Annotated in this window: 21 protein-coding genes and 5 pseudogenes; 11 read left to right on the top strand and 15 right to left on the bottom strand. The window is 64.0% G+C overall.

Going from position 1 to position 22,688, the window contains the following annotated elements; genetic code table 11:
* Positions 1-24: 24 nt before the first annotated feature.
* The 3 genes from rlmN to NHF48_RS16280 all read right to left on the bottom strand — a co-directional run bounded on the left by rlmN (position 25) and on the right by NHF48_RS16280 (position 2,783).
* The gene (rlmN, locus tag NHF48_RS16270) at positions 25-1,230 is read right to left on the bottom strand and encodes a 23S rRNA (adenine(2503)-C(2))-methyltransferase RlmN (protein ID WP_253071694.1); all 1,206 of its coding nucleotides are present in this window, start codon (positions 1,228-1,230) and stop codon (positions 25-27) included.
* Positions 1,231-1,377: 147 nt separating this feature from the next.
* Positions 1,378-1,941: a hypothetical protein gene (locus NHF48_RS16275; RefSeq protein WP_446741168.1), complete on the bottom strand. Its 564-nt coding sequence runs from the start codon at positions 1,939-1,941 to the stop codon at positions 1,378-1,380.
* Positions 1,942-2,099: 158 nt separating this feature from the next.
* A complete protein-coding gene (locus NHF48_RS16280; protein ID WP_253071695.1) occupies positions 2,100-2,783 on the bottom strand; it encodes a histidine phosphatase family protein in 684 nt (227 codons plus the stop codon).
* A 140-nt stretch (positions 2,784-2,923) separates the two neighbouring features.
* Here NHF48_RS16280 and NHF48_RS16285 point away from each other — a divergent pair, with 140 nt between their 5' ends.
* The 8 genes and pseudogenes from NHF48_RS16285 (at position 2,924) to gyrB (ending at position 11,735) form a co-directional block, all read left to right on the top strand.
* Positions 2,924-3,577, top strand: a complete 654-nt coding sequence (locus tag NHF48_RS16285) for an outer membrane protein (protein WP_253071696.1) — start codon at positions 2,924-2,926, stop codon at positions 3,575-3,577.
* A 131-nt stretch (positions 3,578-3,708) separates the two neighbouring features.
* Positions 3,709-4,828, top strand: a pseudogene (gene dnaN / locus NHF48_RS16290) (DNA polymerase III subunit beta).
* Between the two features lie 54 nt (positions 4,829-4,882).
* Positions 4,883-5,134 carry a type II toxin-antitoxin system Phd/YefM family antitoxin gene (locus NHF48_RS16295; protein WP_253071697.1) on the top strand — a complete coding sequence of 84 codons (252 nt, stop codon included), beginning with the start codon at positions 4,883-4,885 and terminating at the stop codon, positions 5,132-5,134.
* Complete coding sequence (locus tag NHF48_RS16300; protein WP_253071698.1) at positions 5,131-5,559, top strand: type II toxin-antitoxin system VapC family toxin; 429 nt, start codon at positions 5,131-5,133, stop codon at positions 5,557-5,559. Before NHF48_RS16295 ends, NHF48_RS16300 begins: the two co-directional genes overlap by 4 nt.
* Before the next feature lie 52 nt (positions 5,560-5,611).
* On the top strand, positions 5,612-6,421 hold the full coding sequence (locus NHF48_RS16305; protein ID WP_253071699.1) for a Coq4 family protein: 810 nt from the start codon (positions 5,612-5,614) through the stop codon (positions 6,419-6,421).
* Positions 6,422-6,591: 170 nt separating this feature from the next.
* A pseudogene (locus NHF48_RS16315) lies at positions 6,592-7,781 on the top strand (DNA replication/repair protein RecF).
* An 87-nt stretch (positions 7,782-7,868) separates the two neighbouring features.
* Positions 7,869-8,684, top strand: a complete 816-nt coding sequence (locus NHF48_RS16320) for an OmpA family protein (protein ID WP_263816911.1) — start codon at positions 7,869-7,871, stop codon at positions 8,682-8,684.
* Between the two features lie 519 nt (positions 8,685-9,203).
* On the top strand, positions 9,204-11,735 hold the full coding sequence (gene gyrB, locus NHF48_RS16325) for a DNA topoisomerase (ATP-hydrolyzing) subunit B (protein ID WP_253071701.1): 2,532 nt from the start codon (positions 9,204-9,206) through the stop codon (positions 11,733-11,735).
* Positions 11,736-11,870: 135 nt separating this feature from the next.
* Here the strand turns inward: gyrB and NHF48_RS16330 are convergent, their stop codons facing one another.
* On the bottom strand, positions 11,871-12,755 hold the full coding sequence (locus NHF48_RS16330) for a polysaccharide deacetylase family protein (protein ID WP_253071702.1): 885 nt from the start codon (positions 12,753-12,755) through the stop codon (positions 11,871-11,873).
* A gap of 59 nt (positions 12,756-12,814) precedes the next feature.
* Here NHF48_RS16330 and NHF48_RS16335 point away from each other — a divergent pair, with 59 nt between their 5' ends.
* Positions 12,815-13,042 (top strand): bacteriorhodopsin, encoded by a 228-nt coding sequence (locus NHF48_RS16335; RefSeq protein WP_342454758.1) that lies wholly within the window; start codon positions 12,815-12,817, stop codon positions 13,040-13,042.
* A gap of 222 nt (positions 13,043-13,264) precedes the next feature.
* On the opposite strand, the gene NHF48_RS16340 is transcribed toward NHF48_RS16335, so the two are convergent.
* From NHF48_RS16340 to NHF48_RS16360, 5 genes and pseudogenes are all read right to left on the bottom strand, one after another.
* A complete protein-coding gene (locus tag NHF48_RS16340) occupies positions 13,265-14,509 on the bottom strand; it encodes a DUF2254 domain-containing protein (RefSeq protein ID WP_253071704.1) in 1,245 nt (414 codons plus the stop codon).
* Between the two features lie 238 nt (positions 14,510-14,747).
* Positions 14,748-15,242 (bottom strand): annotated as a pseudogene (locus NHF48_RS16345) (Dps family protein).
* Positions 15,243-15,425: 183 nt separating this feature from the next.
* Positions 15,426-16,172, bottom strand: coding sequence for a ferredoxin reductase (locus NHF48_RS16350; protein ID WP_253071705.1), 747 nt, complete (start codon positions 16,170-16,172; stop codon positions 15,426-15,428).
* Positions 16,165-16,770, bottom strand: a complete 606-nt coding sequence (locus NHF48_RS16355) for a sulfite oxidase-like oxidoreductase (RefSeq protein ID WP_263816912.1) — start codon at positions 16,768-16,770, stop codon at positions 16,165-16,167. Before NHF48_RS16355 ends, NHF48_RS16350 begins: the two co-directional genes overlap by 8 nt.
* Before the next feature lie 275 nt (positions 16,771-17,045).
* A pseudogene (locus NHF48_RS16360) lies at positions 17,046-17,801 on the bottom strand (IS5 family transposase).
* A gap of 285 nt (positions 17,802-18,086) precedes the next feature.
* Between NHF48_RS16360 and NHF48_RS16365 the strand changes: the two are divergent.
* Together NHF48_RS16365 and NHF48_RS16370 are read left to right on the top strand one after the other, a co-directional pair.
* Positions 18,087-18,518 (top strand): GlcG/HbpS family heme-binding protein, encoded by a 432-nt coding sequence (locus NHF48_RS16365; protein ID WP_253071707.1) that lies wholly within the window; start codon positions 18,087-18,089, stop codon positions 18,516-18,518.
* A gap of 42 nt (positions 18,519-18,560) precedes the next feature.
* On the top strand, positions 18,561-19,031 hold the full coding sequence (locus tag NHF48_RS16370; protein WP_253071708.1) for a TlpA family protein disulfide reductase: 471 nt from the start codon (positions 18,561-18,563) through the stop codon (positions 19,029-19,031).
* 62 nt (positions 19,032-19,093) lie between these two features.
* On the opposite strand, the gene NHF48_RS16375 is transcribed toward NHF48_RS16370, so the two are convergent.
* The 6 genes and pseudogenes from NHF48_RS16375 to NHF48_RS16400 form a co-directional block, all read right to left on the bottom strand.
* Positions 19,094-19,384 (bottom strand): DUF2218 domain-containing protein, encoded by a 291-nt coding sequence (locus tag NHF48_RS16375; RefSeq protein ID WP_056485016.1) that lies wholly within the window; start codon positions 19,382-19,384, stop codon positions 19,094-19,096.
* Positions 19,333-19,869: a RidA family protein gene (locus NHF48_RS16380; RefSeq protein ID WP_253071709.1), complete on the bottom strand. Its 537-nt coding sequence runs from the start codon at positions 19,867-19,869 to the stop codon at positions 19,333-19,335. Before NHF48_RS16380 ends, NHF48_RS16375 begins: the two co-directional genes overlap by 52 nt.
* 51 nt (positions 19,870-19,920) lie before the next feature.
* Positions 19,921-20,370 (bottom strand): hypothetical protein, encoded by a 450-nt coding sequence (locus NHF48_RS16385; RefSeq protein WP_253071710.1) that lies wholly within the window; start codon positions 20,368-20,370, stop codon positions 19,921-19,923.
* A gap of 61 nt (positions 20,371-20,431) precedes the next feature.
* Entirely contained in the window at positions 20,432-21,004 is a 573-nt protein-coding gene (locus NHF48_RS16390; RefSeq protein ID WP_253071711.1) for a hypothetical protein, read from the bottom strand.
* Entirely contained in the window at positions 21,001-21,969 is a 969-nt protein-coding gene (locus tag NHF48_RS16395) for a magnesium and cobalt transport protein CorA (protein WP_253071712.1), read from the bottom strand. Before NHF48_RS16395 ends, NHF48_RS16390 begins: the two co-directional genes overlap by 4 nt.
* Positions 21,966-22,671: pseudogene (locus NHF48_RS16400) on the bottom strand (glutathione S-transferase N-terminal domain-containing protein). The gene NHF48_RS16395 and the pseudogene NHF48_RS16400 overlap by 4 nt, the downstream one beginning before the upstream one ends.
* Positions 22,672-22,688: the final 17 nt, after the last annotated feature.

A 22,688-nucleotide genomic window follows, 5' to 3' on the forward strand; every position in this document is an offset into this window, starting at 1 on the left:
GCCGCCAGCGCGACCGCAGTCCACTCAAGCAAAAGCGTCGGACTCGGCGGCGGCCTCGCGATCGATCTGCGCGCGGCTCTTCTTCTCCGACGCGGTCTTCAGCTGGCCGCACGCCGCATCGATGTCGCGCCCGCGCGGCGTCCGCACCGGCGCCGAGATGCCCGCGCCGAACACGATGCTGGAGAACGACTTGATCCGCTCGGGCGTCGAGCACTCGTATTGCGCACCCGGCCACGGATTGAACGGAATGAGGTTCACCTTCGCCGGCAGCTCGTACTTCCGCAGCAGCCGCACGAGTTCGCGCGCGTCGTCGTCGGAGTCGTTCTTGTCCTTCAGCATCACATATTCGAACGTGATGCGGCGCGCGTTGTTCGTGCCCGGATAGTCCGCGCAGGCCTGAAGCAACTCTTCGATGCCGTACTTCCGGTTGAGCGGCACGATCTCGTCGCGCACTTCCTTGGTCACCGCATGCAGCGACACCGCCAGGTTCACCCCGATCTCCGCCCCCGCGCGCGCCATCATCGGCACCACGCCCGACGTCGACAACGTGATCCGCCGCCGGCTGAGCGCGATGCCCGCGCCGTCCATCACCAGCTTCAACGCATCGCGGACGTTCTCGAAATTATATAGCGGCTCGCCCATCCCCATCATCACGATGTTGGTGAGCATCCGGCCCTCAGGCTGGCTCGGCCATTCGCCCAGCGAATCGCGTGCGAGCATCACCTGGCCGACGATCTCGGCGGGCGTCAAATTGCGCACCAGTCGCATCGTCCCTGTGTGGCAGAAGGTGCAGTTCAGCGTGCAGCCGACCTGGCTCGACACGCACAACGTGCCGCGATCCGCGTCGGGGATGAACACCATCTCGTAATCCTGCGCATCGTCCGACCGCAGCAGCCACTTTCGCGTCCCGTCGGTCGACACTTGAGCCTCGACCACGTTGGGCCGGCTGATCACGAAGCGCTGCTCGAGCCACGGGTGCATCGTCTTCGAGATGTCGGTCATCGCCGAAAACTCGGTCGCACCCCGATTATAGATCCAGTGCCACAGCTGTTTCGCGCGCAGCTTGGCCTGCTTCTCCTCGAGCTGCGACGTCTCCAGCGCCATCCGCAGATCGGCGAGCGACAGCCCGAGCAGGTCGATCCGCCCATCGCTGCGCGGCACGAAGCTGCGGGGAACGGGCACGGGATCGATGTGCCCCGGAATGGGCATGAGGTTCGCGGCGGTCTGCATGCGCGAGCCCGTAGCGGAATTTTCGTGATTTTTCTACTGGCTGCTGGACGAGGGATGGAGACCGTCCGTTTGATCCCGGCCTTCACCAGCAAGAACACCACCCCGGCGAAGGCCGGGGGCCCAATTGGGGGACGAAGATAATGATGGTCAGTCCGTCGTTACGACCACCTTCCCAATTGGGCCCCGGCCTTCGCCGGAGTGGTGCCGGTGGGCGGGGCTCGCCCGAAGTTTCACCCCCCCGCTGCACGCCAACACAGCCGCATCAACCGCCGTCGCCGCGCCCGACAGCGCATACACATCGACGAACGGCCGCCCACCAACACCAACCGCCTCGACACTCATGCTCCGCCCAGACCGCATCGCCGCGACGATCGCGCGATCGCTAGGCGCATCCCCAGCCCAAGCATCCAGCCCGTTCGCCACCAAAGCGAATCGCCGCTCGCCGATCGTCAGCGTCACCCCCCGCCGACCGATCCCGCTCGCGACTGAGCCGCACATACAAGGACGCGCGCAAACCCCGCTTCGGCCACGTCGCAACGCTGGCAAACCCGGACGCACGCCCCCCGCCATCACCGGCCGCGCAATCGCGTAACACCGCGCCGGGCTAGCATCGCGGAACGCACCCCACCCTTGGTAGATGCCGATCGTGTCACGCGCCGCCGCGGGTACACCAACCGCAAACAACCCCGCCGCCAGAACCAAACGCCACACAACTCCCCTCCCTGGAAGGGAGGAGCAGGGGGTGGGTCGGCCAGCTTGAGCCTCAACGGTTCGACCATGCGGAAGCCGACCCACCCCCACCCCCTCCCTTCCAGGGAGGGGGGCAGAAGTTGCGAACCCCGATGTGAGACCTTCGACCCAGGCAAATTTCACGCCGGAGCGAACCCCGTACCAAGATGCGGCACCGTCGCGCGTCCATTCTCCACCAGCGTGACCGACCCCTGCGGCAACCCCTTCGCAACCGGCGCGCCCAGCAGCGGATCAATCGCCGCACCGGTCATCACGCCGAGCATCACCCGACTCGAAATCCCGTGCATGATCACCAGCCGATCGCCCGGATCCTCCGCCGTATCGGCCAGCCACCCGCCGACTCGTGCCGCGATCTCTCCATAGGTCTCGCCATCGGGCGCAGGCTTCAGCGTGCCCCCCGGCAGCATCACCGGCCCGACCTCGTCGACGACGTCCGCATAATAGCGCCCGCCCCACGACCCCATGTCGATCTCGACCAACCGCGGATCGGTCCGCGCATCATGCCAGTCCAGCTCGAGATGCTCGCAGATCACCGCCAGCGTTTGCAAAGCCCGCCCGGTCGGCGACGCCCACAACGTCAGCGCCGGCTTCGCTCCGAGCAAGCCCCGCAACGCCCGCCCAAGCTCGTCCGCCTGCGCGAACCCAGCGCGCGTCAACGGCGTATGCGCGGCATCCCCCTGCAACCGGTGCGCCGCATTGAACACGGTTTCGCCGTGCCGCGCGACGAGATCGCGACCTCTGCGAAGGGCCGGACTATCGCTTGATCGGGCGTCCGCTTCACCCTGCCGTTGGCTTGGAATCATGGCCCGCGTTTCAACCCCCTGTGGCGCAAAAGCAACGGATTTCCGCGTTTATCTGGGGTTCATGCAACGCCCGCGCGGTTGGTCCATTGGAGCGGTCCACCCCGCGTTTTGGGGTGACCAGATAGTATGGAGTAACCCCAATGCGTACGCTTATCGCCGTCTCGCTGCTCGCCATCACCGCAGTGGCCGCCCCCGCCCTCGCGCAGACCAACCCGACCTTCACCGGCCCCCGCGTCGAGGCCACGCTCGGCTACGATCACACCGGCGCCGGCAGCAGCGTGTCCAACAACAACGGGCGCGACGACCAGAAGATCGACGGCCTGCTGTACGGCGGCGGCATCGGCTACGATATCGCGACATCGGATAACATCGTGCTCGGCGCCGAAGCCGAACTGACCGGCTCGACCGCGAAGAGCGATCGCAACGACTACACCAGCGACTTCGGCTATGGCCGCGTCAAGCAGGGCCGCGACATCTATGTCGGCGCGCGCGCAGGTTATGTCGTCGCACCGACGACGATGCTGTACGTCAAGGGCGGCTACACCAACTCGAAGCTCAAGGTGCTCGCGGGCGATACCAGCCAGACCACCGATACGAACTTCAAGCTCGGCGGCTGGCGCGTCGGTGCTGGCGCCGAGCACGCGATGGGCCCGAACAGCTATGCCAAGCTCGAATATCGCTATTCGAACTATGAGCGCGGCAACATCGACTATGCGACCGGCGGCACCAGCAGCCGCTTCGACGTCGATACCGACCGCCATCAGGTCATGGCGAGCTACGGCTTCCGCTTCTGATCGCTTTAACGCGACGTTTACCGTGATCAAAGAAGGGTCGGGGCGCTTGCTCCGACCCTTTGTTGTTGGGTAAGCCATCTGCGGATTGCCCCCCAGCCCCGAGTCCGGCTGCGGTGGCGGGGGGAATTACGATGAAGGCGACGATCGAACGCGCAACGCTCCTCAAGGGGGCTGAGCCATGTCCAGTCCGTGGTGGAGCGGCGCAACACCATCCCCATCCTGTCGAACGTGCTGATCGAGGCGACCGCCGAGGGCACGCTCAAGCTGATGGCGACCGACCTTGATCTCCAGATCAACGAATCGATCGCGGCGGCGGTGGACCAGCCCGGCGCGACCACCGTGTCCGCGCACACGCTGTTCGACATCGCACGCAAGCTGCCCGAGGGCTCGCAGGTCCAGCTCGCCGCGTCGGAAGGCCGGATGAGCATCGTCGCGGGCCGCGCCCGCTTCTCGCTCGGGACGCTGCCGCGCGACGATTTCCCGGTGATCGCCGAGGGCGAGCTGCCAACGCAGTTCGAACTGCCTGCCGAGACTCTCAAGCAGATCATCGACAAGACGCGCTTCGCGATCTCGACCGAAGAGACGCGCTATTACCTCAACGGCATTTTTCTCCACGTGGCCGATGGCGACAGCTCGAACCCGGTGCTGAAGGCCGCGGCGACCGACGGCCACCGCCTCGCGCGCGTCACGTTGCCGCGTCCCGAGGGTGCCGAATCGATGCCCGACGTGATCGTGCCGCGCAAATGCATCGGTGAGCTCCGCAAGCTGCTCGACGAGGTCGACGGCTCGGTCGGCGTCTCGCTGTCGCCGACCAAGATCCGCTTCGACCTCGGCCAGGCGATCCTGACCTCGAAGCTGATCGACGGCACCTTCCCGGATTACAGTCGCGTGATCCCGACCGGCAACGACAAGATCCTCAAGATCGACCCCAAGAGCTTCATGGAAGGCGTCGATCGCGTCTCCACGATCGCGACGGAGAAGACGCGGGCGGTGAAGATGGCGCTCGACCGCGACAAGATCACGCTGTCGGTCACATCGCCCGAAAACGGCACCGCGGCGGAGGAAGTCCCCGGCGATTACGTAGCGCTCCCGTTCGAGATCGGCTTCAACAGCCGCTATCTGATGGATATCCTCGCGCAGATCGACGGCGACATGGTCGAGGTCCACCTCGCCGACGCCGCCGCCCCGACGCTGATCCGTGAGAACGACAAGTCGCCTGCGCTGTACGTGCTGATGCCGATGCGGGTGTGATTCGGTCTGCCTGTCGCGCCGTGGTATGGCGGCGCGACAGGCAGGAGCCGGATCATGGACTCGATCAACATCGCGGATCTGAAAGACGAACTGGGCACGCTCATCGACCGGCTCGAAGCTGGCAAAGCCGTGCAGATCACGCGCGACGGCCAGCCCTTCGCTGGCGTGACGCCCGAGGCCCCGCCGCTCCCGCGCCGCAAGCCTATTGATGTCGACGCGCTCGAAGCGCTGGCGAAGTCGCTGCCATACGATCCGACATCTGCACGTGACCTAGTCCGGCAGATGCGTGACGAATCACGGTATTGACCCTCTACTGCGACACGGCGGTGATGTTGTCGGCCTTCGCCGCCGAGGCGCAAAGCGAGGACGTACGCGCGTGGCTATCGCGACGGTCTGATACTCTGGCGGTCAGCCATTGGGTCGCAACCGAGTTTTCCGGTGCGCTTGCAATGAAACGGCGATTGGGCGTCATCGACACCGTTGGCTGGACCGGTGTGATGAAGGCGTGGCAACGGTTTTGCGCCGGGGAACTTCACGTGGAGTCAGTCACCGAAGCCGATTTTGCGTTGGCGGCAACGTTGCTCGATCGCGGTGATCTGAAGCTGCGCTCCGGAGACGCCCTTCACCTTTCGATCGTCGTTGCGCGCGGTTGGTCCTTAGCGACGCTCGATCACGACCTTGCGCACGCCGCCACGCAAATGCGCGTGGAAGTAGATACCGTCCTCGATTGACTCCTCGCCCGCTGCTCAATACTAACAGTGATGTCAGTAAGGAGTCGACTCGATGGCGAAGCTTCCTCCGTTTCCCGGTACGACCGGCCGTCGCGATTGGCGTACGGCGTTCGATGCGATCAAGAAATTGCTCGCGAACGGCGACGACACGACGCAGGTGTTCCGGATCATGCGCGCGCTCAACGTCGGCAATGCGCCGATGAATTACGCACGGCTGATCGCTTCCGAGCAGGGCGGGCGGATCGCCTATGACCGCGTTGAACTGGCGCAGCGTTTCTCCGACCCCGCGTTCGTCGCGAGCTTCGCGCCCGGCACGGTCGGGGCGGCGTATCGCAATTTTCTCGAGACGACGGGCTATTCCGCCGACGGGCTGGTCGAGGTCTCACGGCTGGTGCCGTCCGAGGATGATCTGGCGCACCCTTACGCGTGGTTCGGCCGGCGGGTGCGCGACACGCACGATATCTGGCATGTGCTGACCGGCTACAAGGCGGACGAAAGCATGGGCGAAGCGGCGCTCGTCGCGTTCAGCTACGCGCAGGTCGGCGGGCTCGGCTGGGCGCTGATCGGCTCGGCGGCGGCGCTGAAGAGCATGCGAGTCACCGGCAGCAAGCTGTTCGCGGAGGCGGTCTGGGAAGGCTATCGCAACGGGCGGAAGGCGAAGTGGGTGTCGGGCGAGGATTATCTCGAACTGCTCCACGAACCGCTGGAGGCCGCGCGCGAACGGCTCGGGATCGTCACGCCTGTCGCGTATTTGCGGGCGCAGCGCGAATTGGGACCGGCGCTCGCGTCGTATCTTAGCACGCAGAAGGCGACGACCGCGGCGGCCGCACCCGCAGTCCTGCCGGAGCGGGTCGCCGCCTGACGCGCTGCTCGCTAGTGGACCGGGCGTGTCGCTGGCGCAGATTGGTCCCTTACTCCGTTCGTGCCTAGCGAAGTCGAAGCACCGGAGCTTGAACCGCGCCTTCGACTTCGCTCAGGGCGAACGGAAAAGGGCGATGCAATCGGCTCCGAAAGTCCTCTAAGGCCGAAGCAATGCTCTCGCGCCTCGTCCTTACCGATTTCCGCAATCATGCCGACCTGACGCTGACGCCGGGACCAGGGTTCGTCGTGCTGACCGGCGAGAACGGCGCGGGCAAGACGAATATCCTCGAAGCGGTGTCGCTGCTCGCGCCCGGCCGCGGGCTGCGGAGAGCCGCACTCGGCGAGATGGCGCGGCAAGGCGGGGCAGGGGGCTTCGGCGTAGCAGCCACGCTGTTCCCCTCCCGTTTGCGGGAGGGGGCTAGGGAGGGCGCGACGTACGTACTGGCGTCCGCTCCCGAGGAAAGCGCGCCCCCTCCCCGACCCCTCCCGCAAGCGGAAGGGGAGTTAGAAGCGCAGGGGCAGATACAGACTCCAGGTGAAGTCGACGTCGCCACCGGCACGCTCGCCTCAGCCCCGGAACGTCGCATCGTCCGCATCCAGGGCGCCACCACCACCGCCAACGCACTCGCCGAGTGGCTCACGATCCTGTGGCTCACCCCGGCGATGGATCGCCTCTTCGTCGCCCCCCGCCGGCGAACGCCGCGGCTTCCTCGACCGCCTCACGCTAGCGCTCGCCCCGAGTCACGCGCACCACGCCGCCCGCTACGACGCGGCGATGCGCGCGCGAAACCGCCTGCTCGCCGACGAAGGCCGTCCCGACGGCGACTGGCTCTCTGCGCTCGAAGCGCAGATGGCCGAGCACGGCGCCGCCGTCGATGCGGCACGGCGCGAGACAGTCGCCCTGCTCGGGACGAGGCTTGCGCATCAGGACGACGGCCCGTTCCCCCGCGCCGGTCTCACGCTCGAAGGCTGGGCCGGCGACACCACGCGCCTGCAAGCCGACCTCGCCCAGGGCCGCGCTCGCGACGCCGCTGCCGGGCGCACGCTCAGCGGCCCCCCACCGCGTCGACCTCATCGTCACGCACCTCGACAAGGACCGCGCCGCGTCACTCGCCTCGACCGGCGAGCAGAAGGCGCTCCTGCTCGGTATCGTCCTCGCCCACGCCGACCTCGTCGCCGAACGCACCGGCCAGCCCCCCGTCCTGCTCCTCGACGAGGTCGCAGCGCACCTCGATCCGGCACGCCGCGCGGCGCTGTTCGCACGGCTCGCAGGCCGCGGCCAAGTGTGGATGACGGGCACCGAAGACGCGCTGTTCGATGCGATTGGCGCCCAGGCAACGCGGATCGCGGTCGGGCGTTAGGCTGAACGCGCGCTGTCGAGCAGGCTCACCGCGCATTCAAGCGGGCGCGGGCAAAGCTCCGTCCATCGAAGACACGGAGAGATCATGATGACCCGGAATTTCACGCGCGCAGCCCTTGGCGTCCTGATGGTCGCAGCGACCACCGCCCCCGTTTTCGCGCAAGCGCGAGACGACGGACGTCCCGAGGGGCGTTACGACATGAGCCGCGCGCCCTGGTTGCGCCCCGGCTACCGCCTCGAAGGCGCCGGCGTGCCGGTGCTCTACCCCGAACTGCGCAATACGCGGCGCGGCATCGCATTCGTGATGCCGAACTTCGACGCGAACGGCGATGGCCGGATCAGCCCGCGAGAGGCCGACGACGCCAACCGCGAATTTGCGCGGATCGCAGGCCCCCGCCGCGACCGCTTCGACTGGGATGCGTATGGCCGTGACCCGCGTGGCTATCGCGGCGACCGCGGCGGCGGCACCACGGTGGTCGAGACCACCACGACCTGGGATCGCGGCGCGATGCGCAACTACGGCTTCCGCCAGACCCCGCGCGGCGCGACGCTGACGCTGCAGGAGGACGTGCTGTTCCGCACCGATAGCGACGTGCTGCGTCCCGGCGCGATCGAGAAGCTGCGTCCGCTCGCCCGCTATCTGCGCGGCAACCCCGGCGTCCGCGTGGCGATCGACGGCTTCACGGACTCACGCGGCACCGATGCGCATAACCAGGACTTGTCCGAGCGCCGCGCGGCGAGCGTCCGCCAGGCGTTCGACGACATGGACGTCGTCCGCGCCCGCTTCAGCGTCGTCGGCCACGGCGAGCACGACCCGGTCGCCACGAATGCAACGCCGGCCGGGATGCGTCTCAACCGCCGCGTCGAAGTGACCCTACTAGGCCAGCGCGCCGACCGCTTCTGAAGCCGGTCTCCCTCGCCCCTCCGGGGGAGAGGGAAGGGGCCCGCCGCGCTTGCGGTGGGAAGGGAGAGGGGAGTGGGGCTCGCAAGGCTGATCCCAACTCCCCCTCACCCTTCCGTCGCCTACGGCTCCTCCCCTCCCTCTCCCCAGAGGGAGAGGGACATGTCTGACGCGTCGTTGATGAGCACCACCCCGGCGAAGGCCGGGGCCCAGTTGGGGGACGGTGCTAACTGAGCGCGGCACGTCGTTACTGCAACCTTTCCAACTGGGCCCCGGCCTCCGCCGGGGTGGCAGCTATGCCGCAGGTGGCTCGCCTGACCGCTGTCCTACACAGCCCACCTCTGTCACCATCCCCGCATGGCGATCCCAACCCTCTCGAAACCAGCCCGCCCGACCCTCGAAGTGCACACTCGCCGCAAAACGCTCCCAGCGTCTGCACTTCCTGCACTTCCGGCGCGGCACGCCTCACCCCTACAGGCCATTTCGCTTCCGTTTCGGCCCTCGAATGCCTATATACTCGGCATGGCATCCAACCCCGAAACCAACAATCCCAACCTCCCGAACATGGGCGACTATGGCGCGGACTCGATCAAGGTCCTGAAGGGCCTCGATGCGGTCCGCAAACGCCCCGGCATGTACATCGGCGACACCGACGACGGGTCCGGCCTCCACCACATGGTATTCGAGGTCAGCGACAACGCGATCGACGAGGCGCTCGCCGGGCATTGCGACCGGATCGACATCGTCCTCAACGCGGACGGATCGGTCAGTGTCACCGACAACGGTCGTGGTATTCCGACCGGCATCCACACCGAGGAAGGCGTGTCCGCAGCCGAGGTCATCATGACCCAGCTCCACGCCGGCGGTAAGTTCGAGAACACCAACGACGAAAACGCGTACAAGGTCTCGGGCGGCCTGCACGGCGTCGGCGTCTCGGTCGTCAACGCGCTCAGCGAATGGCTCGACCTGACGATCTGGCGCAACGGCGAGGAGCACTACATGCGCTTCGCGTTCGGCGACGCGGTCGCGCCGCTGAAGGTCGTCGGCCCCGCCACCGAAGGCCAGAAGGGGACGCGCGTCACCTTCTTCCCGTCGCCCGCCACCTTCAAGATCACGGACTTCGACTTCGACAAGCTCGAACATCGTTACCGTGAGCTCGCCTTCCTCAATTCGGGCGTCCGCCTGTTCCTCTCCGACGCGCGGCACGAGGAGATGAAGACCGTCGAGCTCTATTACGAGGGCGGGATCGCCGCGTTCGTGAAGTATCTCGATCGCGCCAAGGTGCCGTTGATGCCCGAGCCGGTCGCGATCAGCGGCACGCGCGACGACGTCACGATGGACGTCGCGCTGCAGTGGAATGATTCTTACTACGAGAACGTCCTCGCCTTCACGAACAACATCCCGCAGCGCGACGGCGGCACGCACATGGCCGCATTCCGCGCCGCGCTGACGCGTACGCTCAACAACTACGCCGAGAAATCGGGCATGTTGAAGAAGGAAAAGGTCCAGCTCACCGGCGAGGACATGCGCGAAGGCCTGACCGCGATCGTCTCGGTCAAGCTGCCCGATCCGAAGTTCAGCAGCCAGACCAAGGACAAGCTCGTCTCGTCCGAAGTCCGCCAGCCCTTGGAAAGCCTGATGGCCGACAAGATGGCCGAGTGGCTGGAAGAGAACCCCGCGCACGGGAAAGCGATCGTCGCCAAGATCATCGACGCCGCCGCCGCGCGCGAGGCCGCCAAGCGTGCGCGCGAACTGACGCGTCGCAAGGGCGTGATGGACATCGCCTCGCTGCCCGGCAAGCTCGCCGACTGCCAGGAGCGCGATCCCGCCAAGTCCGAACTGTTCCTGGTCGAGGGTGACTCGGCAGGCGGCTCGGCCAAGCAGGGCCGTGACCGCCACTTCCAGGCGATCCTCCCGTTGCGCGGCAAGATCCTCAACACCGAGCGCGCGCGCGAGGACCGCATGCTGTCGAGCCGCGAGATCGGTACGCTCATCACCGCGATGGGCACCGGCATCCGCGACGACTTCAACGCGGACAAGCTGCGCTACCACAAGATCGTCATCATGACCGACGCAGACGTCGACGGCGCGCACATCCGCACGTTGTTGCTGACGCTGTTCTACCGTCACATGCCGAAGATCATCGAGGGCGGCTATCTCTACATCGCGCAGCCGCCGCTCTACAAAGCGACCAAGGGCCGGTCCGAGGTGTACCTCAAGGACGACGCGGCGCTCGACGAATATCTCGTCGATGCAGGCGTCAATACGATGGTGCTCGACGGCCCCGGCGGCGGTCGTTCGGGCCGCGATCTGAAGGATCTGGTCGATCACGCGCGCCGGATGCGGACGCTGATGCGCTACGTCCCCAAGCGCTACGATGCCGGGATGATCGAGGCACTAGCCCTCGGCGGCGTGTTCGATCCCGAGGCGTCAGTCGAGGACCGGACATCGCGTCTGGAAGTCGTCACCCGTCGTCTCGAACTCGACGACGGCGATGCGCGCTGGACCGCGGTGCTGACCGAGGACGGCGGTATCCACTTCCAGCGCGCATGGCGCGGGGTCACCGACCATCACATCATCGAGGCCAGCTTCCTGGTGTCGGCCGAGGCGCGCAAACTGCACGCGCTGTCGGGCGAGCATGCCGAGAGCTATGCCCACACCTCGAACCTCGTTCCCGCCAGCAAGGCAGCGGCGACCGAAGAGCCCGAGGCTGAAGAGGGTGCGGAACCTGGCGCCGGTGTGATCGGCTCGGTCACTGCCGTTGTCGCACGCGGCTCGACGCAGGTCTCGCGCCCGAGCCACCTGCTCGACGCGATCCTGACCGCTGGGCGCAAGGGGCTCGCGATCCAGCGCTACAAAGGTCTCGGCGAGATGAACGCGGAGCAGCTTTGGGAAACCACGCTCGATCCGTCGGTCCGCTCGATGCTTCGCGTAACCGCGGTCAACGCCGAGAGCGCGAACGAGATCTTCACGCAGCTGATGGGCGAAGTCGTCGAACCCCGCCGCGAGTTCATCCAGGACAATGCGCTCAACGTCGCCAACCTCGACGTCTGAGCCGTTGCAATAAAGGTCCATCGTTTTTTCAGTTCGAATCGTGTGCTCGCAGTGGGGCCTAGTCCACCGCCAGATGTGGCTGACGAAGTCCGGGCGCTCGACGCGCGTGTCGTGAGCTAGTTCGATACGAGCCGGTCAGACCGCCATGCCATTCGTTTCGACATGGGCAGCGATATCGCCGGCGGTCGTCCACCAGATACGTGGGTCGTCCGCTTCCCGAAGCTCCGTCAGGACGCGAGCGAGTGCCGGAACGCGGTGTGCCTGCCCCATGATGAAGGGGTGGAGCGCGATACCAAGGACGAGCGGCCGTCGGTCGCATTCGGACAACAGCTGTTCCACGCCTGCGCGTATCATCGCCGCGAACGTCTCTGCCTCCTGGTGGCGCTCGATGATCGCGGGGAGGTCATTGATCTCCTGGGAGTAAGGAACGGAGAGAAGCCCGCCATATTTGGTCGACAGTCGGGTGGGCTGATCATCGTGCGCCCAATCGAGCACGTAGCGATAGCCGTTCTTGGCCAACAGATCCGGCGTGTTTTGGCTTTCCGAAATCCAAGGCCCCAGCCAGCCGGACGGCCGTATGCCGAGTGTCGCCAGCTTCTCGGTAACGTCTGCGATCAAGCTATCCTCGCGCAGGCCGAACATGTTCCCCTGCGCCTTCGCGTTGCTGCTGCTGCCGTGTGCCGCAATCTCGTCGCCACGATCCCGGCATGCTTCCGCCAGGCCAGGGCAACGCTCGAGCACGTCAGCGTTCAGGAGTGCGGTGGTCCGCAGCTGCAATCGATCAAAGAGATCGAAAAGCCGCCATGCCCCAACGCGATTGCCGTAGTCGCGCCATGCGTAGTTCATCACGTCGGGTTCGGTCTGTGACGGCGCTAACTTCGGCCCCAAACCGCCACCGAAGTCGAAGACCTCATAATTTACGCCGAGATAGATTGCGAGGCGACGTCCGTCCGGCCAGTCGTAGTCCGACCGGTCGGTGATGGGGCGGTAGTCATAGCGGTCATGGTTCGAGTTGCTCATGGCGGTGCAACGCACAGACTAGCGAATGGCATCGCTGCTATCTCACGCTGCGTCGATTTCTGGGAAATACTCTGCCGTTGGCACGCTATGTCGATTGGTCGGTGACGACGCCGATATTGTTGGCGGGGTTGGTGTTGCTGGCTTTTCAAGAGCACGGGAAAACGGGTGAAGTTGGCGGGTATCTGACATCGGTCATTGTCCTCGATGTCCTGATGATCGTCACCGGTCTGATATTCGGTCGGGTTCCTGATGCTGCACGCGGTGCCACCGACGAAAGAGCGTCGTGATCGCCTGCAATGCGTCACTACCACGCGTACCTCCGTGCCACCGCGCCAGTCCTCGTTGCGGCCGTGATGCTGGTGGGGATCGTGGGCGGGCTGCTGCTGCGGTGGGACCCCCTCAGGCGTTCGCGCGCAATTTGCCGGCATCGCGGCACTGGCGATGCCGCATCTGCTTGTGACGCCGTATTTCGAGCAGGTTGCGCGACAATCGGGGATTATGCCCAAGCCTCAAGCACGCCAGAGCTTTCTATAGGCCGTGTCGAATGTCGTCAGGTCATCAGGATCCGCCATCGTCGTCGCCACCCGCTTTGCGTGGCGGTGCGCCCAGCTTTCGATCGCGGCATGTGAACCAGGCAGGTTCGCGTGCAGCGCCGCCAGCGTCGCGGTCAGCCGCAGCGATACTTCGATCTCCTGAACGCCTTCGCGCAGGATCGGCCCGAACGCATCGGTCAGCATGTCGTCCATCGTCGGTCTGCCGATGTGAACGGGATAGGTTTCGACCTCGTCATCGACGCTTGCTGAGCCCGGCCGGAGCGTCAGGAACACACGAAGCAAGGCGTTGAGGACCTCGATACCCGTACCCGGATCGTTGGTCGCCGGGGCCAGCGCGCGGCTCGCGATCTCGGACAACGCGATCAAGCCCAGCCGCGGGTCCTGATCGAACGAGCGATGTCGCTCGATCGTGAAGGTCTTCACCAGCGCGGTACGGACAGCGTCGTTCGCCTCGCCCTTGACCTGCAGGAGCGTACGCGCGGGGTGCATCATCGTGCCGGGCAGGACCTCGACATATACCGTCAGATCGTGGCGGTCGGCGATGGTGCCGAGCGCGGCGACGTCGATATGCGTGATATAGCCGGTCTGCGGCGCACTCAGCGCCACGGCGACGGCGGGGATGGCGACAGGAGCCCGCCCACCGAGATACGGATGCGCGGCGAAATCCAGCATGGCCTCGGTCGCAGCCTCCTCGACGCGGTCGATCACGTCGGCCATCCGTCCGAAGGCCGTGATATGCCCGATCCAGCGCAACAAGGTGCCGACCACCAGCAGGATGATCAGCACCGTCGCCGCGAACAGGATGATCCGGCCGTCATGGCCGTAGGCGCTGGTGTTCAGCCCGACGATACCCACCATCGAAAAGACGAAGGCGCCAAGGAACGTCGACAGCGCGTTTTGCGAAGTCGGATCGCTCACCATCAGCTGGGTCGCCCGCGGTGTCGCGAGCTGCGTCGCCGAGGAATAGGCGCTGACCATCGCGGTCAGGGAAAAGGTCGTGACCGCCAGCATGCTGGAGGCCATGATCTGAAGGATCGTACCAACCGATCTCTGTCCGATATCCGCGTCGAACGTGTAGGGTAGATACGGCGTGACGAGCCCGGCGATGATCGCCAGCGCGACGCTGAGCAGGCTGATGATGGCCGCGCGGAACCAGATTTGCCGGATGATCCGCTTCAGGATCCACGACCATTGCCTCATGCTGCGTCCCTCAAACGGTCGTTATCCACGATCATTATGACCACAACGGCTTGGCAATCCAGCGGCTACGATCGAACTGGCCGCAGATCATCACGATTGCCGTGGCCAGCGGCACCGCGATTAGTGCTCCGGCGATACCCCAGACCCAGCTCGAGCCTCATCATCCACGACCATGGAGACGATGCGACGCCGGTGAGGATGCCGGTCGCGAGCATGGGGCGGAGCATAAAGCGCGGACCTAGCGACTGACCTCGAAGAGGAACCATGCACGGCGTTCCGCCTCGTCGGTCCAAGTATCGATCAGGCCGGACGTCGCATTGTCTCTGGCGACGTCCGCGACGTCCTTGGCACGGCGAAGCGACTCGACCAGAAGAAGATTGTCGGCACGGAGTTCGCTCAGCATGTCCTGCGGCGTCACGAACTCGGCATCATTGTCCGTTATAGTCTGATGCCGCGCGATATCGCCGATCGACCGGATGGTCGTGTTGCCGGTCTTTCGGGCGCGCTCGGCAATCGCGTCGGTGACAGCGAGAATCTATGCGGCCTGCTCATCGAGAAGCAGGTGATAGTCTCTGAAATAAGGTCCGGAGACGTGCCAGTGGAAGTTCTTCGTCTTCAGGTAAATTGCATAGCTGTCAGCCAATATGATCTTCAGGGCGTCGGCGACAGTCATGGTCGCACATTCGTCGAGATCGGACGGTGTCGGATTGGCGGCAACATGGGCGTTCGTCATCGGTCGGTTTCCTCAATCGTGACTCGCGCGGTAGCCGGCACCGGTTTTCCGCAAGTAGCACTGAAGGAGGATGAGTTGATCGCCGGACGATGTCCAATGACCACAGGCTATAGTTTCGATGACTACGAACAAAGCGGATCCGGCAGTCGACTAAACCAAGTCTGGGCTGCACGTCCGCAATCACTAGCCGCCGTAGCGCTCGGTCTTGATAATGGAGGGGGACAGGCCGGCCAGTAGTGCGCCCTCGGTCGCGATGTTGACGAAGCCGTTGGACCCGCAAACGAATACCTGGCTTGGCTTTCGGTTAAGCCTGGCCACGATGTCCTGGACCATCGCGCCGTCGATCCGTCGCCCGAAGTCCGACGCGCGGATCGGTTCTTCGCGCGTGATCGCCAACGCCAGGACGAATGCCGCGTCGCTGGTCTCGGTGGAATGAAGCTCTGCCGAAAAGAGAACGTCTTCGGCGGTCCGGGCGGACAGGAGCAGCGCCGTTGGCACCGCCGGGGACTGTGTACGGCGTTGTCGGATCATGGCCATCAACGGCGCGAGTCCGGAGCCGGCCCCGATCAGCAACACCGCGTCCCCGGCGGGGTCAGGCCACAGGAAATGGCCGCCTAGCGGACCACGAAGCTCGATTTCGTCGCCGATCGCCGCGACTTCGTGAAAGTACGACGAGACTTCGCCATCCGGCAGGTGCTCGATCGCGAGTTCGATAACCGGGGACGAAATGGCGGCCGATGCGATCGAGTAGCTGCGCATTGCGCTGTAGCCGTCGGGCGCGGTCAATCGGACATCGACATGCTGCCCTGCAATGTGCGCGAACGGCTTGCTCAATCGCAGGAAGAAGCTCTTGATGCTTGGTGTCTGCTGGACAATGTCCTCGATCACGCACGACTGCCATGCCACGGTTTGCGCGCCGCCCTCAGTCATTGGTGTATCGCTGTTCGCGCCATGGATCGCCGTAGATATGGTAGCCGTGACCTTCCCAGAATCCGGGTTCGTCGCGCGTCGTGAACTGCAGTGCGTTCACCCATTTGGCGGATTTCCAGAAATAGAGGTGCGGGACGAGGAGTCGCGCGGGCCCGCCGTGATCGCGCGGAAGCGGCTTGCCCGCATAGGTGAGGGCGACCATCGCCTTGCCCGACAGAAGGTCCGCCAAGGGCACGTTCGTCGAATATTTATCGTAGCAATGTGCAAGGACGAAATCGGTGGGCGGGTCGAGCCCGGCATCGGCAAGTATGTCTTCGATGAGCACGCCCTCCCAGGCGGTGTCGAGCTTGGACCAGGAGGTGACGCAGTGAATGTCCTTGGTCACCTTCGTCTTCGGCAGGGCGTTGAACTCGCTCCAGTTCCAGACTTTGACGGGCTTCGGACCGATCTTGACCGTGAATTTCCAATCGGAAGGCTCCACGTGCGGCGTAGGGCCAGCGGACAGGACGGGAAAATCTTCCACGAGATGCTGACCTGGCGGAACTCGACCGGAGTCATCGCCGCTTGAACCGCGGCCGGAGAATCCTCTGGTGACCATGATGAATCCCTTGGGTTGGCTGATGGAACGGATCGGGCTTGAGTTCTGAAGCTGATGCTACATCCTTGTGGCTGCAACTGTCGAACGAGTTGTTTGACTCGAGAATAAGCAGGGCGGCCTGATGGAATGGCCATGATCTTGACCTGCTATGACGCCCGATGATTGCAAATGGGGTCTAGCGCCTACCCAGTCTGACTATCCAATACCCTGCCACTATAGTTTTCATACGTTTTAGTAATTTTGTCATGTGCATGGCTAGGGTCACGACTCATTGATCAGAGCCAGAAGATGACGGTGGCGGCGAGCGCGAGAGCGGAAAAGAAGACGGTCGGGCATCGATCGTAGCGGGTAGCGACGCGGCGCCAGTCCTTCAGACGACCGAACATAATCTCGATACGGCTCCGGCTTCGGTAGCGGCGCTTGTCATATTTGACGGGGATGATCCGGGATTTTCGCCCCGGAATGCAAGGCGTTATGCCCTTTGCCTGAAGGGCGTCCCTGTACCAGTCTGCGTCATAGCCGCGGTCGCCCAGCATCCACTGCGCCTTGGGTAGATCATCAAGCAGCGCGGCAGCGCCGGTGTAGTCGCTGACCTGGCCCGCGGTCATGAAGAAGCTGAGCGGTCTGCCTTCTGCATCGGTGACAGCGTGCAGCTTCGTATTCATACCGCCTTTGGTGCGACCGATGAGGCGCCCAAGGCCCCCTTTTAACCCGCAGGCTGGACGCCGTGCGGTGCGCCTTCAGATAGGTCGCATCGATCATGATCGTCTTCGGCGTGGCGCTCGCGGCCGCCAGTCCTTCCATTATGCGGAGGAAGACACCCCTTTCGCCCCATCGCTTCCACCGGTTGTAGAGCGTCTTGTGTGGGCAATACTCCCGAGGGACATCGCACCATCGTAGCCCGTTGCGGTTGACGAAAACGATGCTGCTAACACTCGCCGGTCATCAACCCGTGGCTTGCCGTGGCTCTTGGGAAAATACGGTTCGAGCCGCGCCATCTGCTCGTCGGTCAGCCAGTACAGGTCGCTCATCCTCGGTCTCCTCAGGGAGCCTGAATCAGATCGAGCCGCTCAGATCAATGGGTCCTGACCCTAGGGGCGGGGCTTACGATCGATCGGTCGGTTCTGAACTATTCGGCCGATACGCATCGAAGTTGATCTGGTACGTACCAAGTCGTTCCCTATGGAAACTATACGCAGCAGCTATTTGAATTGCGCTGGCCACGCAGCCATAGTCGTAGACTAACGATCGTTGCCGATAAACTCATTTCCAACCTCACAAATGCCGACGGATCGCGCCTCGGCGAAGGAAATCCCATGAGCAAATCCATCGCCACCGCGTCGATCAACCGCGAAACCGCGGTCGCCCTCATCGACGCGGCGATCGCCGCGGCCCGTGCAATCGGCATCCCGGCTGCCGTCGCCGTCGTCGACGCCACCGGCTATCTACGCGCGTTCGAGCGCACCGACGACGCGCCGTTTCTCACTGTCGACGTCGCCATCGACAAGGCGTGGAGTTCCGCCTCGTTCGGGTTTCCGACGCATGTCTGGAACGAGTATGTGACCAACGATCCGAAAGTGGCGCCGCTCGCCTATCGTCCGCGGATGGTGGCGGTCGGCGGCGGATACCCGATCCTGGAGGACGGCAAGTTGATCGGCGGGATTGGCATCTCCGGCGGCAACTATCAGCAGGACCAGGATGCCTGCGTAGCGGCACTCAAGCAAATCGGGTTCGAGCTACCTGCCTGACGCCCGCCAAGCCGACGATCCGCATTGTAATTGGAGTAGCAAATGAGCATCGACCAACGCCAAGCCCCCGAGCTGCGAGTGCAGAAATGGATCGGCGGCGACGGAGGAGCGATCGCGCCGCTTACGCTGTCGGATATCGGGTCCGGTCCGAAGATCCTGTTCGCTTTCCAGCATTGGTGCCCCGGCTGCCATCTTCATGGGTTTCCGACGCTACAAAAATTGCATGGCGCATTGAGCCCCAAGGGCGTGGGGTTCGCGGTGATCCAGACGGTCTTCGAAGGCGCGGACGAGAACACATTCGATATGTTGCGCGTGAACCAGCTCAAATATGACCTTCCCCTCGCTTTCGGTCACGATGAGCCCCCGACCGGGCAGACGCTGCCGACCTTCATGGAAGACTACCGCACGCGAGGAACACCCTGGTTCACGGTTATCGATGCAGACGGCCATATCGTCTTCTCGGATTTCCATCTCGATGCGGCCACGCTCATCGCGGACTTGAGACAGGCATAGCTTATGCAGCGAGGGCTCATCCTGACTGCTAGATTTGGGCGGTTCGACCGGCCCGCATGCGATCAGGAAATCTCATGCCAGACGCAGCGCACGCCGGTATCGTGTTCAGCCACGCGATCCACATGCTTGGCCACGGCCTCCTTTGCGGCGTCGAAGCGTCCATGGTCCGTACCCACAAGCCGGAGCGACAAGCTATCGCCATCGGCTGTCATGATAAGCTGGCCGCCGGGAAGCTCGATCTCCGCGGTCAGCGCATCGTAGCGAACCGGATAGGTATGCACCCAGGCCTTGGCGATCTCGGTCAGATAGCGGCTGCCATCGATTGTGGCGATGCGTGCTTCGGCTTCGAACATGAAGAGCTCCCGTAGACTGTGTGCTTCGATGAAAATCGTGAAATTACTCGAGATAAGGGTCGCGTCACGGATCCAAGGCGGATCACGCTATGATCGCCGTCACGCGAATTTCGATACGCATGGCAGGCAACCCCAGTGCCTCTACCCCCCAATTGCGTCCAGATCGGCGCGCGGTCGGGCATGTAGTGGCGGTATAGCCTGGCCATCGTCTCGTTGATGACGGGAGGGAAGCCGCCGACGTGATAGGAATTGACGTGGACGACGTGGCGCCAGTTCGCCCCGGCCGTCGCGAGCGTCCGTTCCACGTTCTTGAACGCCTGCGCGATCTCGTCCTCTATCGACTCCGGAATGACGAGATCGTCGTTCCAGCCGCCTTGTCCGGAAATCTCCACGCGGTCGCCAATGCGCATTGCCTGGGAGTAATGCAGCGCGTCATGCAGGCGCGTTCCGTAGCCTGGGGTGATAAAGAACGACGGTGTCGTCATGAGCTCGCCTTTTATGAGATTAACGGCGTTCGGCACTGGCGCGTCGGCCGGTTATTCCACGTCTTCCACAATGAGGTTGCGGCCGTTGAACTGGACGGTCTCGCCTGCTCGTGCGCCTTCGATCGCTTCGAAGATCGGCGCCATCGTGGAAATGCCCATGACGTCACGCCCCTGACAGGTGAACCGGCTGGTCGACACGGCAATCGCGAAGTAGCGGCCGGACAGCTTGACGACGGCGCCTTCCTCGACGATCGACTTGGGGCCGAAGTCGATCATCCTGAGCTTGTCGATCTTGTCGGCGTAATCGTGCAGCGTGTCGTCGAGCGCTTCGGCGAGGTCGCTGGCGATCTCGGCCTGCGCCAGTTCGTCGTTCTCGACCGGTTCGCTTTGATCGACCTTGGCGGTGAAGACATAGTCGAGGTAGTTTCCCCGGGCGCTCTGCAGGGCGGCGGTCTCCAGCGAGAGCATCGTGTCTCGGATGTTGGCCTTGTTCCAGTCCATCATGACGTCCTTGCGTTATGGTGCTTCGATAGTTCGGCGGACTCGTACTCCGGCGAGGCCGCTATTCGTCGCTGTTGACGTCTTCGCCCTGGTAGGGGACGCGGATCAGCCGGGGATCCCGGATGATGCTCGTGACGAGCCAGACATAATCCTGCTCGGCGGTGTCGAAGCCGAGGATGCTGAAGCCGCCGCCGAACGGGCACGACGGGAAGTCCGGAAAGCCCTCGCGCAGAACGTAGCGTTCGGGATCGCGGTGGAACTCGTCCTTGAAGACCTTGCGCAGTCCGTGCTTGGTCGGCGCATCGCGGTCGCTTGCCGCCACGGTTTCCCGATCCGCGACGAGCCGCTCGGACAGGTCGCGGGGACAGATTTCGTGGAACACGTCGAACGCGTCGATCAACAGGCCGCGGTGCCCGGTCGCCGGGTCGGTGACCGCGTAGATGTTGGAGGCGTCTTCGCCATCATCGCCGCTTTCAAGGCGCAACGCCGCGTCGACGCGAATGGTGCAAGCCTCGATGGTCGATCCGAGTTCAAGATCGACGAGGTTGCTGTCCTTGACGCGGTACTCGTGGTCGTAGCCCTTGGCGACGAACGCCTGCACCGCTTCGAGGATGTCGGTTAGTTGGGTCGTCATAGCCACTTGGCCTTCTTAAAGCGCACGAACAGCAGCAGGCAGAACACTGCGATCACGCCGAGCACGATGAAGTATCCGTAGGTCGCGTCCAATTCCGGCATGTTCTTGAAGTTCATGCCGTAAATTCCGGCGATCGCCGTCGGGACCGCCAGTATCGCCGCCCACGCCGCGAGCTGCCGGGTGATCACGCCCATCCGTTGCGCCTCCAGGAGGCTGCTCGCCTCGAAAACCGTGGACAGGACGTGGAGGAGGCCGTCGACCATCGACTGGACGCGGTGGAGATGGTCCGCGACGTCGCTGAAATAGGGTGTCACGTCGGCGCTGATGCAGGGGAAATGGCCGCGGACGAGCTTTCCCACCAGCTCCCCCATGGCGCCGAGCGTGCGCTGGAACCGCGTGAGTTCGGATCTCAGTTCGAAGATGCGGACGACGTCTTCTCGCTCGAGGAAGTCGTCGAGCGACCGTCTCTCCATCGCCAGCACGTCGTCCTCGATCATCTCGAAGATCGGTAGATACTGATCGACGATGCGGTGCAGGATGGCGTGCAGCACGTAGTCGACACCCTTTCGGGACAAGGTTGTCGATCCCTCGAGTTGCGCGCGAAGATTGCCCAGCGCGCCCGCGGTGCCGTGCCGTACGGTGATGAGATGATTATGACCGGTGAAGATCGCCATCTTGCCGTAGATGATCCGGTCGCCCACCAGCGCCGCGGTCTGCGCGACGATGTAGAGTTCATCATTGTAGACTTCGAGCTTGGGCGGGCACAGCGGGTGCATCGCGTTGTCGATCGCCAATGGATGGAGGTCATACGTCGCCTGGATCGCGGCAAGCTCGTCGTCGGTGGGCTCGCCGAGCGCGATCCAGCAAAAGCCCGTGCGATCCTCGCCCAGTTCGATGCTTTCATCGAGCGCGATCGCCCGGACCCGCTTGCCTTCGTGGTAATAATAGGCGGCGATTACGCTCATGCCGGCTTCGCGGGGATATGCAGTCCGCGCTGCACCGCGGGTCGCGCCAGCGCGCGCTCGAGCCAAGCCTGGACGTTCGCATAGTCGTCGAGACCGAGAATATCGACGGCAGCGTAGAACGCGCCCAGCGCATTCACCCAGCCAATCGTCGCGATATCCGCGATCGAATAGTCGTCGACGATCCAGTCGCGGCCTTCCAACTGACGCTCGAGGACCCCAAGGAGACGCTTGGTTTCGTCGACGAAGCGCTGTCGAGGCCGCTTGTCCTCGATATCCTTGCCGCCAAATCGCAGGAAGAAGCCGAGCTGACCGAACATCGGTCCGATCGCCGACATCTGGAAGAAGACCCAGGCAAGCGTCTCGTACCGTCTGGCAGGGTCGACGGGCATGAACTGGCCCGTCTTCTCGGCGAGGTAGAGAAGGATCGCCCCGGATTCCCCATAGCGCCAGGGGCTTACCGTCGGGCCCCGCCGGATCGATGATCGCCGGGATGCGGCCGTTCGGATTGAGCGCCACGAACGCCGGGTCCTTCGACTCGTTGTTCGAAGTGTCTACGAAATGCGGCTCGTACGCCGCGCCGGTTTCCTCCAGCATGATCGAGACCTTGACGCCGTTGGGGGTCGGCGTGGCGTAGAGCTGGATGCGATCGGGATGCGACGCCGGCCAGCGCTGCGTGATCGGGAAGGACGAGAGGTCGGTCATAATCTGCGATCCTGGTG

The organism is Sphingomonas sp. H160509, assembly GCF_024124765.2.
Lineage (GTDB): Bacteria > Pseudomonadota > Alphaproteobacteria > Sphingomonadales > Sphingomonadaceae > Sphingomonas.

Excerpts from the sequence above, each read along its gene's own strand:
- rlmN (WP_253071694.1), bottom strand. The coding sequence starts at position 1,230 with ATGCAGACCGCCGCGAACCTCATGCCCATTCCGGGGCACATCGATCCC.
- NHF48_RS16280 (WP_253071695.1), bottom strand. The coding sequence starts at position 2,783 with ATGATTCCAAGCCAACGGCAGGGTGAAGCGGACGCCCGATCAAGCGAT.
- NHF48_RS16285 (WP_253071696.1), top strand. The coding sequence starts at position 2,924 with ATGCGTACGCTTATCGCCGTCTCGCTGCTCGCCATCACCGCAGTGGCC.
- NHF48_RS16295 (WP_253071697.1), top strand. The coding sequence starts at position 4,883 with ATGGACTCGATCAACATCGCGGATCTGAAAGACGAACTGGGCACGCTC.
- NHF48_RS16305 (WP_253071699.1), top strand. The coding sequence starts at position 5,612 with ATGGCGAAGCTTCCTCCGTTTCCCGGTACGACCGGCCGTCGCGATTGG.
- NHF48_RS16320 (WP_263816911.1), top strand. The coding sequence starts at position 7,869 with ATGACCCGGAATTTCACGCGCGCAGCCCTTGGCGTCCTGATGGTCGCA.
- gyrB (WP_253071701.1), top strand. The coding sequence starts at position 9,204 with ATGGCATCCAACCCCGAAACCAACAATCCCAACCTCCCGAACATGGGC.
- NHF48_RS16330 (WP_253071702.1), bottom strand. The coding sequence starts at position 12,755 with ATGAGCAACTCGAACCATGACCGCTATGACTACCGCCCCATCACCGAC.
- NHF48_RS16340 (WP_253071704.1), bottom strand. The coding sequence starts at position 14,509 with ATGAGGCAATGGTCGTGGATCCTGAAGCGGATCATCCGGCAAATCTGG.
- NHF48_RS16350 (WP_253071705.1), bottom strand. The coding sequence starts at position 16,172 with ATGACTGAGGGCGGCGCGCAAACCGTGGCATGGCAGTCGTGCGTGATC.
- NHF48_RS16355 (WP_263816912.1), bottom strand. The coding sequence starts at position 16,770 with ATGGTCACCAGAGGATTCTCCGGCCGCGGTTCAAGCGGCGATGACTCC.
- NHF48_RS16365 (WP_253071707.1), top strand. The coding sequence starts at position 18,087 with ATGAGCAAATCCATCGCCACCGCGTCGATCAACCGCGAAACCGCGGTC.
- NHF48_RS16370 (WP_253071708.1), top strand. The coding sequence starts at position 18,561 with ATGAGCATCGACCAACGCCAAGCCCCCGAGCTGCGAGTGCAGAAATGG.
- NHF48_RS16375 (WP_056485016.1), bottom strand. The coding sequence starts at position 19,384 with ATGTTCGAAGCCGAAGCACGCATCGCCACAATCGATGGCAGCCGCTAT.
- NHF48_RS16380 (WP_253071709.1), bottom strand. The coding sequence starts at position 19,869 with ATGACGACACCGTCGTTCTTTATCACCCCAGGCTACGGAACGCGCCTG.
- NHF48_RS16385 (WP_253071710.1), bottom strand. The coding sequence starts at position 20,370 with ATGGACTGGAACAAGGCCAACATCCGAGACACGATGCTCTCGCTGGAG.
- NHF48_RS16390 (WP_253071711.1), bottom strand. The coding sequence starts at position 21,004 with ATGACGACCCAACTAACCGACATCCTCGAAGCGGTGCAGGCGTTCGTC.
- NHF48_RS16395 (WP_253071712.1), bottom strand. The coding sequence starts at position 21,969 with ATGAGCGTAATCGCCGCCTATTATTACCACGAAGGCAAGCGGGTCCGG.